Annotated in this window: 19 protein-coding genes; 11 read left to right on the forward strand and 8 right to left on the reverse strand. The window is 59.3% G+C overall.

Translation table 11 applies throughout. The features are described from left to right. The first annotated feature begins 49 nt into the window (after positions 1-49). The 6 genes from SynPROSU1_RS04105 to folE all read left to right on the forward strand — a co-directional run bounded on the left by SynPROSU1_RS04105 (position 50) and on the right by folE (position 5,341). Positions 50-865: a creatininase family protein gene (locus SynPROSU1_RS04105; protein ID WP_186571617.1), complete on the forward strand. Its 816-nt coding sequence runs from the start codon at positions 50-52 to the stop codon at positions 863-865. 102 nt (positions 866-967) lie between these two features. After that, the gene (locus SynPROSU1_RS04110; RefSeq protein WP_115023913.1) at positions 968-1,687 is read left to right on the forward strand and encodes an aldehyde oxygenase (deformylating); all 720 of its coding nucleotides are present in this window, start codon (positions 968-970) and stop codon (positions 1,685-1,687) included. A gap of 113 nt (positions 1,688-1,800) precedes the next feature. Beyond that, positions 1,801-2,841: a long-chain acyl-[acyl-carrier-protein] reductase gene (locus SynPROSU1_RS04115; RefSeq protein WP_186571618.1), complete on the forward strand. Its 1,041-nt coding sequence runs from the start codon at positions 1,801-1,803 to the stop codon at positions 2,839-2,841. A gap of 13 nt (positions 2,842-2,854) precedes the next feature. Then, positions 2,855-3,844, forward strand: coding sequence for an acetyl-CoA carboxylase carboxyltransferase subunit alpha (locus SynPROSU1_RS04120; protein ID WP_186571619.1), 990 nt, complete (start codon positions 2,855-2,857; stop codon positions 3,842-3,844). Positions 3,845-3,868: 24 nt separating this feature from the next. Then, positions 3,869-4,576, forward strand: a complete 708-nt coding sequence (locus tag SynPROSU1_RS04125; RefSeq protein ID WP_186571620.1) for an SDR family oxidoreductase — start codon at positions 3,869-3,871, stop codon at positions 4,574-4,576. 9 nt (positions 4,577-4,585) lie between these two features. Continuing rightward, positions 4,586-5,341 carry a GTP cyclohydrolase I gene (folE, locus tag SynPROSU1_RS04130; RefSeq protein WP_186571621.1) on the forward strand — a complete coding sequence of 252 codons (756 nt, stop codon included), beginning with the start codon at positions 4,586-4,588 and terminating at the stop codon, positions 5,339-5,341. Positions 5,342-5,352: 11 nt separating this feature from the next. On the opposite strand, the gene SynPROSU1_RS04135 is transcribed toward folE, so the two are convergent. Then, the gene (locus tag SynPROSU1_RS04135) at positions 5,353-6,015 is read right to left on the reverse strand and encodes a phosphoribosylanthranilate isomerase (RefSeq protein WP_186571622.1); all 663 of its coding nucleotides are present in this window, start codon (positions 6,013-6,015) and stop codon (positions 5,353-5,355) included. A gap of 71 nt (positions 6,016-6,086) precedes the next feature. Between SynPROSU1_RS04135 and SynPROSU1_RS04140 the strand changes: the two genes are divergently transcribed. Further along, positions 6,087-7,337, forward strand: a complete 1,251-nt coding sequence (locus tag SynPROSU1_RS04140; protein ID WP_186572228.1) for a site-2 protease family protein — start codon at positions 6,087-6,089, stop codon at positions 7,335-7,337. Here SynPROSU1_RS04140 and SynPROSU1_RS04145 read toward each other — a convergent pair. After that, positions 7,295-8,011: a lipoate--protein ligase family protein gene (locus SynPROSU1_RS04145; RefSeq protein ID WP_186572229.1), complete on the reverse strand. Its 717-nt coding sequence runs from the start codon at positions 8,009-8,011 to the stop codon at positions 7,295-7,297. The two genes, SynPROSU1_RS04140 and SynPROSU1_RS04145, sit on opposite strands and share 43 nt — an antisense overlap. A 27-nt stretch (positions 8,012-8,038) precedes the next feature. Between SynPROSU1_RS04145 and SynPROSU1_RS04150 the strand changes: the two genes are divergently transcribed. Then, positions 8,039-8,806 (forward strand): sulfite exporter TauE/SafE family protein, encoded by a 768-nt coding sequence (locus SynPROSU1_RS04150; RefSeq protein WP_186571623.1) that lies wholly within the window; start codon positions 8,039-8,041, stop codon positions 8,804-8,806. A gap of 19 nt (positions 8,807-8,825) precedes the next feature. On the opposite strand, the gene SynPROSU1_RS04155 is transcribed toward SynPROSU1_RS04150, so the two are convergent. Then, positions 8,826-9,296: a CRR6 family NdhI maturation factor gene (locus tag SynPROSU1_RS04155; protein WP_186571624.1), complete on the reverse strand. Its 471-nt coding sequence runs from the start codon at positions 9,294-9,296 to the stop codon at positions 8,826-8,828. Between the two features lie 83 nt (positions 9,297-9,379). On the opposite strand from SynPROSU1_RS04155, the gene psaM reads away from it, so the two are divergent. The 3 genes from psaM (at position 9,380) to SynPROSU1_RS04170 (ending at position 10,950) form a co-directional block, all read left to right on the forward strand. Then, on the forward strand, positions 9,380-9,484 hold the full coding sequence (gene psaM, locus SynPROSU1_RS04160) for a photosystem I reaction center subunit XII (RefSeq protein ID WP_025362433.1): 105 nt from the start codon (positions 9,380-9,382) through the stop codon (positions 9,482-9,484). 140 nt (positions 9,485-9,624) lie between these two features. After that, positions 9,625-9,927, forward strand: a complete 303-nt coding sequence (locus tag SynPROSU1_RS04165) for a hypothetical protein (RefSeq protein ID WP_186572230.1) — start codon at positions 9,625-9,627, stop codon at positions 9,925-9,927. A gap of 69 nt (positions 9,928-9,996) precedes the next feature. Then, positions 9,997-10,950 (forward strand): protochlorophyllide reductase, encoded by a 954-nt coding sequence (locus SynPROSU1_RS04170; RefSeq protein WP_186571625.1) that lies wholly within the window; start codon positions 9,997-9,999, stop codon positions 10,948-10,950. A 6-nt stretch (positions 10,951-10,956) separates the two neighbouring features. Here the strand turns inward: SynPROSU1_RS04170 and SynPROSU1_RS04175 are convergent, their stop codons facing one another. From SynPROSU1_RS04175 to SynPROSU1_RS04195, 5 genes are all read right to left on the reverse strand, one after another. After that, on the reverse strand, positions 10,957-11,826 hold the full coding sequence (locus tag SynPROSU1_RS04175) for a sulfotransferase (protein ID WP_186571626.1): 870 nt from the start codon (positions 11,824-11,826) through the stop codon (positions 10,957-10,959). 48 nt (positions 11,827-11,874) lie between these two features. Continuing rightward, the gene (gene bchL / locus SynPROSU1_RS04180) at positions 11,875-12,765 is read right to left on the reverse strand and encodes a ferredoxin:protochlorophyllide reductase (ATP-dependent) iron-sulfur ATP-binding protein (RefSeq protein ID WP_186571627.1); all 891 of its coding nucleotides are present in this window, start codon (positions 12,763-12,765) and stop codon (positions 11,875-11,877) included. A 118-nt stretch (positions 12,766-12,883) separates the two neighbouring features. Further along, positions 12,884-13,024 carry a hypothetical protein gene (locus SynPROSU1_RS04185; RefSeq protein ID WP_186571628.1) on the reverse strand — a complete coding sequence of 47 codons (141 nt, stop codon included), beginning with the start codon at positions 13,022-13,024 and terminating at the stop codon, positions 12,884-12,886. A gap of 12 nt (positions 13,025-13,036) precedes the next feature. Continuing rightward, complete coding sequence (locus SynPROSU1_RS04190; RefSeq protein WP_186571629.1) at positions 13,037-14,506, reverse strand: FAD-dependent oxidoreductase; 1,470 nt, start codon at positions 14,504-14,506, stop codon at positions 13,037-13,039. A gap of 236 nt (positions 14,507-14,742) precedes the next feature. Further along, positions 14,743-16,329, reverse strand: a complete 1,587-nt coding sequence (locus tag SynPROSU1_RS04195) for a ferredoxin:protochlorophyllide reductase (ATP-dependent) subunit B (RefSeq protein ID WP_186571630.1) — start codon at positions 16,327-16,329, stop codon at positions 14,743-14,745. Position 16,330: the final 1 nt, after the last annotated feature.

The raw sequence follows: 16,330 nt of genomic DNA on the forward strand, positions 1-16,330 counted from the left end.
ATTTTGACAGGCTGGGCTGGGATCAGCATCCCCATGCCTGTGCAACTCCATGGATCAGCCCCGCAAGCGATTTGATCAGCTGACATGGCCTGAGGCCAGAAACGCTGCCTCTCGGCCTGGTGCCACGGTGATCTGGCCGTTTGGAGCCCTTGAGCAACACGGCCCCCAGCTGCCCCTGGCGACGGATGCCGTGTTCGCTGAAGGCATCCTGGATTCGGTTCTGTCTGGGCTTGATCCCGGTCTACCGCTGTGGCGGTTGCCTTGTCAGGCCATCGGCTTTTCGCCTGAGCATCAGAACTTTCCCGGCACCCTCAGTCTTTCGGCTTCTCTCATTCTTGATCTGGTCGAGCAGGTGGGCATGCAATTGGCGGCGATGGGGATGCAGCGCCTCGTTTTGTTCAATGCCCACGGCGGCCAAATCGGTTTGTTGCAGGTTGCGGCCCGCCAGCTGCGGGCCCGCAGCCCGTCGCTGGCTGTTCTTCCCTGCTTCCTTTGGAGTGGTGTGGACGGGTTGGCTGATCTGCTGCGAGAAGAGGAGTTGCTCCATGGCTTGCATGCCGGGCAAGCCGAAACCAGCTTGATGTTGCAGCTCGAGCCAGACCTGGTCGGGTCAGCCCGCCCTGTGGATGGACTTGTATCGTCTGGCTCCTCTCAGGAACCGCCGGAGGGGTGGAGCCTCGAAGGGGCGGCACCCTGCGCTTGGCTCACCGACGATCTCAGTGCAACGGGCGTGATCGGGGATGCGCGTGAGGCATCGGCAGGCCTGGGCCGCCGCTTGGAGGAACGTCTTATTCGCCATTGGCAGGCGCGTTTTCAGACCCTTATGGCGAGTGACTGGCCCCCCTCCCAAAGCCTGCTCAGCTAACCGTCCAAGGGCCCGTCCAAGTGCTGAAGTTTGGACGCATGTGTCCCCAACTCTTGGGGCACTGGTTATTGTCAGTCCCACTTAAGTGGTAGCAAGCGTCCTATGACGACCCTCAACGCACCTGAAGCACCTGTGCTGGAGGGCCAAGACGCACTGCCCGATTTCACAACCGCTGCCTACAAGGACGCCTACAGCCGGATCAACGCCATCGTGATCGAGGGCGAGCAGGAAGCTCACGACAACTACATTTCTCTCGGGACGCTGATCCCCGACCAGGCTGAGGAGCTCAAGCGCCTGGCACGGATGGAAATGAAGCACATGAAGGGCTTCACCTCCTGCGGCCGGAACCTGGGCGTTGAAGCTGACCTTCCTTTTGCCAAGAAGTTCTTCGAACCGCTTCACGGCAACTTCCAAGCTGCGCTCAAGGAAGGCAAGGTGGTTACTTGCCTGTTGATCCAGGCTCTGTTGATCGAAGCATTTGCCATTTCCGCATATCACATTTATATCCCCGTAGCTGATCCCTTCGCTCGCAAGATCACTGAGGGTGTTGTTAAAGATGAGTACACACATCTGAACTACGGCCAGGAATGGCTGAAGGCCAACTTCGAAACCAGCAAAGATGAGCTGTTCGAAGCAAACAAGGCCAACCTTCCCCTAATCCGCTCGATGCTGGAAGACGTGGCTGCTGATGCTGCCGTCCTCCATATGGAAAAGGAAGACCTAATCGAAGACTTCCTGATCGCCTACCAGGAAGCTTTGGGTGAAATCGGCTTCACCTCCCGTGATATCGCCCGGATGGCGGCGGCAGCTCTGGCCGTTTAAACCAGTTCGGGACCCCATTGACGCCGGTTTTTCGACAGGCACGTTGCCGTCGATACCGGTTGGCGTGGGAGCATGGTCCCTCGAGGTGTTCTTTGAGACGTCAGCAGTAGGGCATGTTTGGTCTGATCGGACATTCAACGAGTTTTGAGGCCGCTCGCCGCAAGGCAATGGAACTCGGTTTCGATCACATTTCGGACGGAGATCTCGATGTGTGGTGCAGCGCACCTCCGCAGCTTGTGGAGCATGTTGAAGTCACCAGTCCAACGGGCACGACCATCGAGGGTGCCTACATCGACTCCTGCTTCGTGCCCGAGATGCTGAGCCGTTTCAAGACGGCTCGCCGCAAGGTGCTCAACGCGATGGAACTTGCCCAGAAGAAGGGCATCAACATCACTGCCCTGGGCGGTTTCACCTCAATTATTTTCGAGAATTTCAACCTGCTGCAGCACCAGACGGTGCGCAGCACCACCCTGGATTGGCAGCGGTTCACCACCGGGAACACCCACACGGCCTGGGTGATCTGCCGCCAGGTGGAGAACAACGCCCCAACCCTCGGTATCGACCTCAGTAAGGCCAAGGTCGCTGTTGTTGGCGCGACCGGTGACATCGGCTCCGCCGTCTGCCGTTGGCTTCAGGCGCGTACAGGCGTCGAAGAACTGTTGTTGGTGGCGCGTCAGCAGCAACCGTTGCTGGACCTGCAACAGGAACTCGGCAGTGGAAGGATCCTGACGCTCGATGAGGCTCTGCCGGAAGCGGATGTGGTCGTCTGGGTGGCGAGCATGCCCCGGACCCTTGAGATCGACCACAACAGTTTGAAGAAGCCTTGTTTGATGATTGACGGGGGCTACCCCAAGAATCTGAATACCAAGGTCGCTGGTGGCGGCATCCACGTGTTGAAGGGTGGAATCGTTGAGTTCTGCCGCGACATCGGTTGGTCGATGATGGCCATCGCCGAGATGGAGAAACCTCAGCGCCAGATGTTTGCTTGCTTTGCAGAAGCGATGCTGCTCGAATTCGAGCGCTGTCACACCAACTTCAGCTGGGGGCGCAACAACATCACCCTCGAGAAGATGGATTTCATCGGTGCGGCATCGGTCCGCCATGGGTTCAGCACCCTGAACCTCCATCCCAACCTGCAGGCCACTGCCGCCTGATCCCCGGAGAGCCATGCCCCGTCGCCCCCTGCTTGAGTTCGAAAAACCGCTCGTCGAGCTGGAGCAGCAGATTGAGCAAATCCGCCAGTTGGCCAGGGATTCGGAAGTTGACGTGTCGCAGCAGCTGCAGCAGCTGGAGACCCTCGCAGCCCGTCGGCGTCAGGAGATCTTTCAGGGGTTGACTCCCGCCCAGAAGATTCAGGTCGCCCGCCATCCTCAGCGTCCGAGCACGCTGGATTTCATTCAGATGTTCTGTGACGACTGGGTCGAACTGCATGGAGACCGTCGTGGCAATGACGATCAGGCGTTGATTGGCGGCGTCGGACGGGTGGGTGATCGACCGATCATGTTGATCGGCCATCAGAAAGGACGCGACACCAAGGAAAACGTCGCCCGCAATTTCGGGATGGCCGCTCCGGGTGGCTACCGCAAAGCGATGCGGTTGATGGACCACGCCGATCGCTTTCGCTTGCCGATCCTCACTTTTATCGATACTCCCGGTGCCTATGCCGGACTCGAAGCTGAGGAGCAGGGCCAGGGTGAAGCAATCGCCGTCAACCTGCGGGAGATGTTCCGCTTGCGCGTTCCGGTGATCGCCACTGTGATCGGCGAGGGTGGTTCCGGCGGTGCGTTAGGGATCGGGGTGGCGGATCGATTGCTGATGTTCGAGCACAGCGTCTACACCGTTGCCAGCCCTGAAGCCTGTGCCTCCATCCTTTGGCGTGATGCGGCAAAGGCGCCGGACGCAGCGGCAGCCTTGCGGATCACCGGTCGCGATTTGTTGGAGCTGGGGGTGGTGGATGAGGTTCTCGAGGAGCCTTCCGGTGGCAACAACTGGGCGCCGTTGGAAGCCGGTGAGATCTTGCGGGCGGCGATCGAGCGGCATCTGGATGACTTGCTCAGCCTGTCAGAACAGCAATTGCGAGATGCCCGTTACTCCAAATTCAGGGCTATGGGGCGTTTTCTCGAAAAAACTTCACAGGATGTCGAGAAAGCAGCTTAAGGTGTCGTGGTTTGCTAACGGTTTTTGCCAACGGCTCTAATTACGGGTGCGAGTCGAGGCATTGGTCGCCGCACAGCTGAGCTCCTGGCTCAACAAGGCTGGGACCTGCTTCTGACGGCCCGCAGTGCCGATCAACTTGATCAGCTCGGTGAACAGCTCAGGGATCAGGGCGTCTCCGTGGCGTCTACTGCCATTGATCTGACCCAACCTGATGCGATCGCTTCAGCGATGGCCGACCTGCAGCAGCAGGGGGCTACACCTGCGGTGTTGATCAACAACGCGGGTGCCGCTTACACCGGCGACCTTCTGGCCATGCCGCTGGAGCGTTGGCAATGGCTGTTACAGCTGAATGTCACCAGCGTGATGCAAGTTTGTTCAGCAGTTGTTCCCTCCATGCGAAAGCACGGCGGACTGGTGATCAACATCAGCAGCCATGCCGCCCGCAATGCCTTCCCCCAATGGGGCGCGTATTGCGTGACCAAGGCTGCTTTGGCCAGCTTCACCCGCTGTCTGGCCGAAGAAGAGCGTGGCCATGGCATTCGTGCCTGCACCCTCACTCTCGGAGCCGTCAATACTCCGCTGTGGGACGCGGAAACCGTACAAAGCGATTTCGATCGTCGTGCCATGCTCTCTGTCGATCAGGCAGCAGAAACACTGGCGAATCTGGCGATGCAACCCAGCAACCAGTTGATCGAAGACCTCACCCTTATGCCGGCAGCCGGCGCCTTCTGAGCGAGCACTATGACCTCCACAGTCCCTTTCGTTTCCAACGGCGTCGCCAACAGCAATGGCAATGGCCGCAGCAGCTTGAGTCCAAAGATTTCAGCGCGGATTCGTGAACGCCTGAGAGAAGCAGGTGCGTCTTTCCTGGCCAATGACAACATTGCCGATCACCTCCTGCCTGGTGAATTGGATCAATTGCAGGTTGAAGTCGCTGACAAAGTTCGCGACCTGCTGCGCAGCTTGGTGATTGACATCGAGAACGACCACAACACTCACGAGACGGCGGAGCGGGTCGCCAAGATGTACCTCCAGGAAGTGTTCAAAGGGCGCTATCAACAGCAACCCAAGGTGGCCAGCTTCCCGAATGTGAAGCAGCTGGATGAGATCTACACCGTTGGACCGATCACGGTGCGTTCCGCCTGTTCCCACCACCTGGTGCCGATCATGGGCAACTGCTGGATCGGAATCAAGCCTGGCTCCCGCGTGATCGGTCTGTCCAAGTTCACCCGCGTGGCTGATTGGGTGTTCTCCCGCCCCCACATTCAGGAGGAAGCGGTGATGATCCTTGCCGATGAAATTGAGAAGCTCTGCGAGCCTCAGGGCCTCGGAATCATTATCAAGGCGCAGCACTACTGCATGAAATGGCGTGGTGTGAAGGAGCCCCAAACCAGCATGGTGAACTCTGTGGTTCGCGGCGATTTCCGCCACGATCCAAGCCTCAAGCAGGAGTTCTTCGAGCTGGTGCGTCAGCAGCAAGCGCTGCTCAGCACCTGATCAGCTCTGAATCAATTCTTCTGCACTGCCTCGACAAGGGCTTGAACCTTGTCGAGGTTTTTCCATCCCGGCCGTTCCTCCAGCCTGCTTGATGCGTCCAGGCCTTGGGGGCTGACATGGCTGAGGAGTTCAGGAACCCACTCCGCACTCACCCCACCCGCCAGCCACCACGGCACCGAGAGCTCGGTGTCACTGAGCCAATCGAGGGGCAACCGGTGGCCGGTGCCGCCGAGTTGATCGGCGCTCCAGGCATCGAGGAGCAGCGCGTTCATGTGGGGGGCGTAGTGCTTCAGTTGCAGGAGATCCTCGGGTTCGCGCACCCGCAACGCTTTCCACCACTGTTGACGGGGATAGCGCTGTTTCAAGGTCTGGCAGCGCTCTCTGGATTCGTTGCCGTGCAGTTGCACCACGGAGGGCTGTCCAGTTCCGCTCAGCGCCTCCTCCAGGGCCGCATCGCCCGGATCGGCCACCACCCAAACCCGATTCAGTGGGGGATGCTGCTCCTCGAGCACCGTGAACAAGGCCCTGCGCTGTGTTGGTTCGACATAGCGCGGGGTGTTTTCAACGCCGATCACGCCAATCGCTTGTACTCCCATGCGTGCAATGGCGAGGGCTTGCTCAAGGTCGGTGATCCCGCAGATCTTGAGGTCTGGGGTGGGGCGGGGATCACGCAAGGGCTGCACCGATTGCTCTCCCTAGGATCGTGGATGACAGTCCGCGACAGCGGCACACGACGGGATTGACGGTGGGAGAGGGCTGGCAGGTGCTCAAAATCGGCGGAATTCCACTGCGGCTCCAGCCCAGCTGGTTGTTTGCTGTAGCGATTTTCACCACGTTGTTCCAATCCCGTTATGCCGCCACGGCCTCTCAAACCGTCAGCTGGGGTTTGGGTTTACTGACCACCTTGCTGTTGTTCAGCTCCGTGCTGCTGCACGAATTGGGCCATGCGCTGATGGCCCTGCGGGAAGGGGTGAAGGTGTTGAGCATCACCCTGTTCCATCTGGGCGGTATTGCCCGGGTCGAGAAAGAATGCCCCACCGCCATGGGCAATCTGCGCATCGCGGCGGCTGGTCCGATCGTCAGTTTGTTGCTGGCCCTCGGGATGCTGCTGGGTGCTGCATCTCTTTCCGACACCCAGCCCTTGGCCACGCAGCTGTTGAGCCAGGTGGGGTTGCTCAACTTGATGCTGGGACTGTTCAACCTGTTGCCGGGGCTGCCCCTGGATGGTGGGTTGATCCTCAAGGCCTTGGTCTGGCAGGTCAGCGGCAGTCAGCAGAAAGGCGTTCAGGTGGCTTCGGCGTCCGGGCGGGCCCTGTCGATGCTGATGATCCTGATGGGCGGGGTCCTGCTCTGGCAGGGCTGGGGGATCAACGGAATCCTGTTGATGTTGATCGGCTGGTTCGGGCTGGGTGCCAACCGCAGTCAGACCCAGATGCTGCAATTGCAGAACGTGCTGCGCGAATTGAAGGTGGAGGCTTCGGCGGGCCGACGCTTTCGCGTGCTGGAGGCTGATCAGACCTTGCGGCGCCTCAGCCAGCTGCGGCTGACCGCCAGCGTGGAGGAGGGTCCGGCTGATTGGGTGCTCGTCTGCAAGAGCGGTCGATGGGTGGGCTGGATTGATGATCAGCCCTTGAAGCTCTTGCCTGTGCAGCAATGGGACCAGCAGCGACTCGAGGATCATCTACGCCCCCTCTCTGAACTGCCGTCAATCGTGGGATCTGCTGGGTTGGTGGACGCGGTGCCTGCTCTTGAGTCGGCCTCCCAGGGTCGCCTGTTGGTGATGAGTGCTGCAGGCCTTCCCTCCGGCACCCTCGATCGCATGGATGTGGGGGATGCCGTCCTGAAGCGTCTGGGGGTGAGCCTGCCCGCAGCGATTCTTGATGAAGCGCGCAAGCGCAACGGCTATCCAATGGGCCTGGCGATGCTTCCGCAAATGGTTCAAACGATGCAGTCTCAAAGTTCCGACCAGGACGCCAGCTCGTCGTCCAACTCCTGAGCTTCTTTGGTGCTCAGAGGCTGCATTTGCCAACAGCAGCCAGTCCACGACTGAATCAGGCTCTGGCGCAGCTGCTGATCCAAATCCATGCGGCTGATCTGAGCCGGTGCTGCTGCCGGTGCCGCTTCCCCAAACACGTCAGACCAAAGGTCGGCGGGCGGATCCAGCAGGATTTCGCCGTGCTGAAGCAGACGACCGTTCTGCCAGCGTTGGGCGCTGCCGACCCGTTTCACGCCGAATTCATCCACCAGGTCGGCCACAGTTGCAGTGGCGAAACAATTGCTGGCTTCGGCTCCAGCTGGGTCGGATCCGAACTGAAGCGGTAGACCGAGCCCCTCGAAGCCATCGACCAACCACTGACAGGCCTGGCGATAGGCCTCCTGGCGTCGTCGTGGTGCATCGGGCCAGATCAAGGCGTAGGTGAGACCGCCGGCATGGAGCACCGCCCTGCCACCGCTGGGACGTCGCACCAGGCGGAGGCGGCCGCGCTGGGCCAGATCATTCCAGTGGTCAGGCCATTGGCGTTGATGGCGTCCAAGCGACAGCCAAGGTCCGTCCCAGCGGTAAAAGCGCAGCGTTGGCCCGTTGCTCCGGTTCAGAAGCCAGGCATCCAAGGCCATCTGGGTGTGTCCATCTGCTTGCTGGGTTGGAAGCAGACGCCCCGTTGCGGGCATGCTGGAGGGAAGGATCGATCGCACGCCATGGTGCCCTGGTGGGATGTGCCGATCCTGATCGCCCTGGGTCTGCTGGCCGGAGGGTTGGCTGGGCTGCTTGGTATCGGCGGTGGGTTGATCTTCGCGCCGCTCCTGCTCTGGCTCGATCTCCCGCCCCATCAGGCCCTGGCCACCAGCAGTTTCGCCATTGTGCCCACGGCATTGGCGGGTACGATCACCCACCTGCGCCAAGGCCAGGTGCCGACTCGGCCCGGCCTCGCCATCGGCTTAGCGGCCTTCGGTTCGGCGCTGCTGTTTGGTGGGTTAGCTGGCTTGGCAGCGGGCTGGATTCTGTTGGCGATGCAGACGCTGATGTATGTCGTGCTGGCGTTCTGCGTTCGTGAACGGTCCGAGGCGGATGCCAGCGAGAACGTCGATGACAGCAGCGCACCACAGTTGGCCGGTGTGGGTTGCATCGCCGGCTGGACCGCCGGGATGTTGGGTCTGGGCGGGGGGCTGGTGATGGTGCCGCTGATGAGTGGTCCGTTGTCCGTGCCGATTCATCAGGCCGTGCGGCTCAGCACGGTGGCGGTGCTCTGTTCGGCCAGCGCAGCATCCCTGCAGTTTCTGCATGAGGGACGCGGTGTTCCTCTGATGGGTCTTCTGCTGGGTGGGGTGGCCGCCTTCGCGGCCCAGTGGACCGCCAGCCGTCTTGATCAGTTTGATGCGGTTCTTCTGGTGCGCTGCCTGCGGGGACTGGCGATCATCCTGGCGATCGACAGCTCCCGGCGAGCGCTGCAGCTATGGCTGTCGTAAGAGCCAATCAGTTCAGCGGTCAGTTCAAAAGATCCCAGAACCCCGCATCGAGCTCATAACCCAAGGCTGCGGCCATTTGGGAGAGGTTGCCTCGCATCGGCTGTCCCAGCTGCTGCTGGCAGAGGTCGTCGAGCAGCATCAAGCGATGGGTCACCCAGAGTTCCAAGGCCTCAGGGTCAAAACGCAGGCCTTCGCTGCGGCTGAAACTGTGAGGCACCACCAGTGCGACGTGGCGGATCAAGCTGCCCTGGTCGCGTTCGAGCACCAGGGGCAGCCAGGGGAAGCGGGCATCCGCCCGCAGAGCCCAAAGGCGAGGTTCAGGGCATTCCGGCAGCTCCCGCGGGTCATCCTCAGCGCGGGGCCAGTCGAAACGGAGCTCGAGTACCGGCCCCTGGCGAAGCAGTGCGTCCAGCGGCTGATCGCTCCAGATCTCCAGCGGCTGCAGATCCAAAGCGCGGATGGCAGGGGCATCGATCAGAACCGGATCCATGGGCTGGTGTGACAGGCCTTTGCGAATGATGGCCTGCAGCCCCTCCTTCGGAGAAGAATGGGAGCGTTTGATGCATGGCTCCCATGGAAACCGTTCTGTCTGCACCTGAGGTGTTCATCGCCCTCGTGGTGGCTGCCCATGCCGCTGTTCTGGCCCTGCGTCTTTCCATCAGCCTCTACGAAGCCTGAGTTCAACGGGCTGCCCATATCAACGGGCGTAGAGCTGGTCTTGGCACCGTGAACGGATTGCGTTACAAGCGGATGTTCGTGCTGATGCGGTGACCGCCAGTCAGGTTCAAAGTCCAGCTCCCCGCACGGATGCAGCCAGCATGGCTGCAGCGATTCAGCGGCAGACCGATCAACAAGAACTGCAGTGCAGCCTGCTTGCCCTGGCTGCCAAAGCGGGTCTTGTGCTTCTGGGTTGCGTGAGTTTGATCCGCTTGTCGGTGGCCTATCAGGAACGGATGGACCGCCACAGTGAAATTGCGGCGGTGGTGTCGATTGAGACGGCCAAATTAGAAACGCTGCAGCATCGGTTTGATCGTCTGTTCAGCATCGGTGGAGAGAAGCGCCTGATCAGCGAGCAGGATCAGTGGATTGGCCCCAATCGCAAGCGCATTGTTTGGCGCTGAGATTCGTGACCAGCGGCGTTGGGATTGAGTGCTGACCGGCAGACTGGCAACCTCCCTGGCCCTGTCTTGATGTCAACGCCCGGCACCGTTCTGATCACCGGCACCACATCAGGTGTGGGCCTGAATGCCACGCGCGCTCTGGTGAAGCGGGGCTGGACGGTGATCACTGCCAATCGAAGCCCACAGCGGGCCGCGGCTGCTGCTGATGAGCTGGACCTCCCCAAGGAGCGGCTCCAGCACGTGTTGATGGATCTGGGTGATCTCGACAGTGTGCGCCGGGCGGTGGATGCCCTGCCCGATCGTCTGGACGCGGTGGTCTGCAATGCGGCGGTGTACAAACCCAAGCTGAAGCAGCCGGAGCGCTCTCCGCAGGGGTACGAAATCTCAATGGCCACCAACCATTTCGGCCATTTCCTGTTGGTACAGCTGCTGTTGGGTCGTCTGAAGGCCTCCAGCCACCCCTCGAAGCGGGTGGTGATCCTCGGCACCGTGACGGCCAACTCCAAGGAACTGGGGGGCAAGATTCCGATCCCTGCACCGGCCGATCTGGGGGATCTTTCCGGTTTTGAGGCTGGTTTCAAAGAGCCCATCGCCATGGCCAGCGGCAAGCCGTTCAAGCCTGGCAAGGCTTACAAAGACAGCAAGCTTTGCAACATGATCACCACCCAGGAGCTGCATCGCCGCTTGCACGGGGAGACGGGGATCACCTTCACTTCGCTCTACCCGGGGTGTGTGGCCGACACCCCGTTGTTCCGCAACACCCCCAAGGCTTTTCAGACGATCTTTCCCTGGTTCCAGAAGAACATCACCGGCGGCTATGTCTCCCAATCCTTGGCAGGTGAACGGGTGGCTGATGTGGTGGCAAACCCAGATTTCGCTGAATCCGGTGTGCACTGGAGCTGGGGGAACAGGCAGAAGAAGGATGGTCAGCAGTTCAGCCAGGAACTGTCCGACAAGGCCACGGATCCGGAGACGGCCCGGCGGGTGTGGGAGCTGTCCATGGCCTTGGTGGGTCTGAGCTGAGCCTGATCAGGCTGGCGTCTCCATCTCCATCCACCGACTCGGAACCGCAATCCCCCGAGCCAGCAAGCCATTCAGCTCACGAGCAACGATCGGGGCACAGTGTTTTCGGAACACAGCCGGGGGAGCTTGGACGACCGTTGTGTTGATCCGGCGGTTGAGGTTGTTGTGACCGGAGTGGTCTCGGGCGGGGATCTCGAGAAACTGTTCGATGCTGGCCAGCAATGCTTCGGGTTGATTTTCGATGTCGTCAAAGAGGATTGCTTTGGCATTCTGGTGACCCAGTCCGTCACAAACTGCATCGAGGTTGCTGCAGTATTGACTGTGTCTATTCACGGCAGAATTACTCAGAAAATGCTCAATCTGTTGTTCGAAGTCTGATGGATGGATGTTTTCGTGTGATTGGCCTGAAAATTTGTATTGGCTCCAGAGCCGTTCGCAAGGTTCTCTGAGGATGTAAATCGCTTTGGTCTGTTTGCTGACCTCTGATCGCAGTCGTGTCCAGCCTTCGGCCGGAATCAAGGCCGACAGATTGCTGAAGTCAGCGTTCCATGCACGTCGCCCTTTGTTGCCGTTGAACAGATTTTTATACCAAGGGACAGAAGTTGCCCCTTTCAGGTAGTAATCGTTGTACCAGTCTCGAATGAGCTTCTGACGTTCTGGTCGGAGATTGCCAATGTTGTTGAGTCGCGTTCGTACTCGATGGAGGCGATGCTCATCGGTGAGATGTTTCTTGTTCAGGTAATGGTGAGCTAGAAAGTGAATCTCTTTCTCTGGGGTAAAATGAATATCAGGATGACGCTTCAGTATGGAGTAAAGCCAGGTTGTCCCGGCTTTCATCGCTCCAATGCTTAGAAATAATCTCTCCATCTGTCCCATTTATTGATGGGATTTTACCTCGATCTTTGCTGTTTCAGTTTTTGGTTGTTAGTCGAATCCCAGCAGGTCAAAAATTTCGCGGTCTTTCAGAGAGACGGCCTCAAGGGGCTCCACCTTGTCGAGCATGTTTTGGGCCAGTCGGAGATATTCGCTCCTCACCGCTTGCACGGCTTCGTCATCATCATCCATTTCAAAGATGGTGCATTTCTTCAGCCTCGACCGCCGGATCGCATCTACATCCCTGAAATGGGCCATGGTGCGTAGGCCGGTGCGTTCATTGAATTTGTCGATTTGATCGGTGTCGGCGGATCGGTTGGCCACGACGCCGCCCAGCCGCACTTTGTAGTTCTTGGCTTTGGCCTGAATCGCTTGAACGATGCGATTCATCGCGAAGATGGAATCGAAATCATTGGCCGTCACGATCAGGCAGTAGTTGGCGTGCTGCAGCGGGGCGGCAAAACCACCACACACCACATCGCCAAGTACATCGAAGATCACCACATCGGTGTCTTCTAGAAGGTGATGCTCCTTGAGCAGCTTTACGGTCTGTCCGGTTACGTAGCCACCGCAGCCCGTGCCCGCCGGTGGGCCACCGCTCTCAACGCACTGCACACCGTTGAAGCCGGTGAAGACGAAATCCTCAGGCCGCAGCTCTTCGCTGTGGAAGTCCACCTCCTCGAGGATGTCGATCACCGTGGGCACCATCTTGTGGGTGAGGGTGAAGGTGCTGTCGTGCTTGGGGTCGCAGCCGATCTGAAGCACCCGCTTGCCCAGTTTTGAGAAGGCGGCTGACAGGTTCGATGAGGTGGTGGATTTGCCGATCCCACCTTTGCCGTAGACGGCGATCACCAGGGTCTCCTCCTGGATGCCCAGTGCTGGGTCCTGGTGGACCTGGACACTGCCTTCGCCGTCGGCTGGTCGCGTCAGAGTCGTGGTCATTCAGCGACCTGTGCAAGAGAAGTCAGTTTCATTCAACAGCAGCAGATGTGCAGTAGTTGCTTTTCACTAAGAAATGAAAGATCTGGGCCATGGTTGAGCTGCAGGAACAGAATTTCTTTCAATTGAATAAAAAGAAATGAGTGCAAATGCTCAGGTTTTTGCTGTGATGTTCTGGCACGCAGATCACCCGTTGGCCCGGATGCTTTGAAGGTGCAATTGAGGCCGGGATGGCCGCAGCCTCGAAAGCGATGAGTGCCATCCAATCGGCCATTCAAACTTGAGCCACGGCCTTGGTAGAGGCCTGGATTCCAGCTTCGATCGCCCCCTCGAAGTAGCCAGGCCACCGGCTGGACGACTCTGTGCCGGCCCAATGGACGCGCCCATGGGATTGTTGCCAGCCCTGTCCATAAGTTGTCCAGCCACCAGGAGTGACAAAACTGGTAAACGCTCCAGTGGACCAAGCTTCTTGGTTCCAGTTCTGAATGATCAGTTCTTCAGGTGCGCCCGCCTCGGGACCCCAGTAAGTGATCAGATCATCCAGGACGGCCTTTCGCTGCTCCTTGCTTGTTTTTTGCTGGAATGCGACAGCGGCACTTGCAGTGACAAAACTGGCGAGAATCCCAGGTGATCCACCGGGGAGCGAGCTATCTGCTGTGAGCTCCAGAGTTTTCAGATTGCCAACACCGAAGCCATTGAGATTGTTGTTACGCCAGAAGGCATTCTTGTAAATCGCGAACACCTTGATCATGGATCCCATGGGGCTGCGTTGCAGGAATGAACGTGTTTCAGCCGGTAGATCAGGTGTGAAGGTGATCCGCTGCCGAAGTGGTGGTGGGATGGCCACGATGGCAGCCTTGGCCTTGATGGTTTGTCCTTGGCCAAAACGGATGATGACGCCATTGTCGTTCTGCTGAATCGACTGCACAGGCGCATTCAGGCTGATGAATGGTCTGAGTTCAGCGGTGAGTCGTTCGGCAACCTGGCCTGCTGCACCTTTGAGCAACCAGGACTCTGGAGCTTCGTCCTGAGGAGCAACGGACTGCGTCCATGCCAAATGAAGGATGGAGGCATCCCAAGGATCAAAGCCACCAGATCCCCCGACAACGGATAGCCATTCGAGTTCGAAATCACTAAGCCGCGAATCACTGTTCTTTTCGCACCATGACCGAATGGACGTGTGGTCTAGTTCAGCTGCATTGGGTGCTGTCCAGGGTCGGGCTGGATCTACTGAAGCCGCAATCGCTCGAAAGGCCGTCATCGCTTTTTTCGCTTTGGCCACCTGCTCTGCAGGCTGTTGGATCTGATCTGCTTCAAAGAGCAGGACACTGTTGGAGGGCTTCGTTGCCAGGTCGGCCACCACCCTTTGGCCGTCCCACACCAACACACCTTGGCCGTCGTAGTAACTGGGAAAACGTTCAAGACCCAGTTCCTCCACGAGGCTCTCAAAGCGATGGTGGGTCTCGCCTCCCCATTGGCCGCCCAGATCAATCACGGCGCCTGTTCGTGTTGTCTGGCGAACCATTCGCCCGCCCGTTCGGGCTCGGGCCTCGAGAAGATGAACCTTCAAGCCATTTTTGCGAAGCTCACGAGCGGCTGTCAGGCCAGACAATCCTGCTCCGACCACCACTACATCCACGTCAGATGGAGTCGCTGATTCGGCTGCAGGTCCCTTTTTTCCAAGAGTCAGGGAGCCGATCCCGGCGAGCCCCGCTCCGGCAATCAGTTCACGCCGTGAGATCACCAAAGTATTTCGAAGACAGCTTTTTTATGCTTAGCGAAGGTATCTCTTTTTGGCGGTATGAATAGAGGATTTATTTAATGATTGAATAGGATGGGTTGGGTAATTGTTTGGCTGTTATTCATGCCAAACTACGGATCTATTTAAAAATCCGGGCGACCCAAGCCTCTGATTCTCAATATTTTTTGGCCGGTTTATTTGATTTCAAAATGATGTGATTTCCTTCCTTCAACCTTTGCTCATGCCTTGTAGTGGGCTTTGGCGTCATAGAGCGTTTCGCTGCTTATCTCCCGGCAGCCCACATCGCGGGCGTAAGCCTCGGTGTTGCGACGCACCTTGCCCCGCACGAAGAAGGGGATCTTTTTCAGTTCGGCTTCCCCGTCGGCTGTCCATGCCAGTGCGTCGTTGCCGTCCTCAGGGATGTCGCTTGGAATCTCAGGCAATGGGGAGATGTCGGCGGCTCCGGCACCACCGGCATGGCCCAGATGGCTCTGGTGACCATCCACAAATTCGAAGTCGTGGCGGAACATGCCGATCAGGTGTTCCTCCAGCCCCATCATCAGCGGGTGGACCCAGTCGTCGAAGATCACGTTTGCCCCTTCCCAGCCCATTTGTGGGCTGATCCGGGCGGGCACGTCCTGAACGTGCATGGGTGTGCTGATCACCGCGCAGGGAATCCCCAGCCGCTTGGCGCTGTGGCGTTCCATCTGCGTTCCCAGCACCAGTTCCGGTGCTGTTTCCGCCATGGCAGCTTCCACTTCCAGGTAGTCGTCGCAGATCAGGGCTTCCAGGCCCAGGGCTTTGGCGGCCGCCCTCACGGGCCGGGCCATTTCCCGGCTGTAGGTGCCCAGCCCCACCACAGTGAAGCCCAGTTCCTCACTGCAGATCCTTGCTGCGGCTAGGGCATGGCTGCCGTCGCCAAAGATGAACACCCGCTTGCCGGTGAGGTAGGTGGAGTCGACGGATTCCGAATACCAGGGCAGGCGTGAGCGCTTGTAGCCCTCATCTGGAGCGGGGGCCGCCATACCCAGCAGGCTGTGCACCTCCACCAGGAAATCGTGGGTCGCGCCGACCCCGATCGGCACCGTTCGGCTGAAGGGCATCCCGAAGTTGCGCTCCAGCCAGCTGCAGCTGGATTCGGCCACCTCTGGATAGAGGCAAACATTTAGATCGGCATCGGGGATGCGCTTCAGATCGTCCACCCCCGCACCGAGCGGTGCCACCACTCCCACATCAATGCCGTGCAGGGTGAGCAGCTTTTGCACCTCCAGCACGTCGTCGCGGCAGCGGAAGCCAAGCAGTGATGGACCCAACAGGTTCACCCGCGGTCGGCGCCCCTCCTGATGCCACGCCTTGGGGTCATGGTTGATGTCTGTGGGGACCTGCGCCTTGAGCAGGTTGCGGATTAATTGATAGAAGGTCTCCGCCGCTCCCCAGTTCTCCTTCTTGCTGTAGGCCGGCAGCTCCAGATTCACCACCGGCATGGTCAGGTCCATGCCCTGGGCCAGGGCGCCCGGTTGATCCTGAATGAGCTCCGCGGTGCAGCTTTCACCCACCAGCAGGGCATCGGGTTGGAAGCGCTCCACGGCTTCGCGCACATGCCGCTTCACCAGTTCGGCGGTATCACCCCCCAGATCCCTGGCCTGGAAGGTGGTGTAAGTGACCGGTGGTCGTTGCCCGCGCCGCTCAATCATCGTGAACAGCAGGTCGGCGTAGGTGTCCCCTTGGGGGGCATGGAGCACGTAGTGCACGCCGTTCATCGAGGCGGCGATGCGCATGGCCCCCACATGGGGCGGACCTTCATAGGTCCAGAGCGTGAGTTGCATG

This window comes from Synechococcus sp. PROS-U-1 (genome assembly GCF_014279755.1).
Lineage (GTDB): Bacteria > Cyanobacteriota > Cyanobacteriia > PCC-6307 > Cyanobiaceae > Parasynechococcus.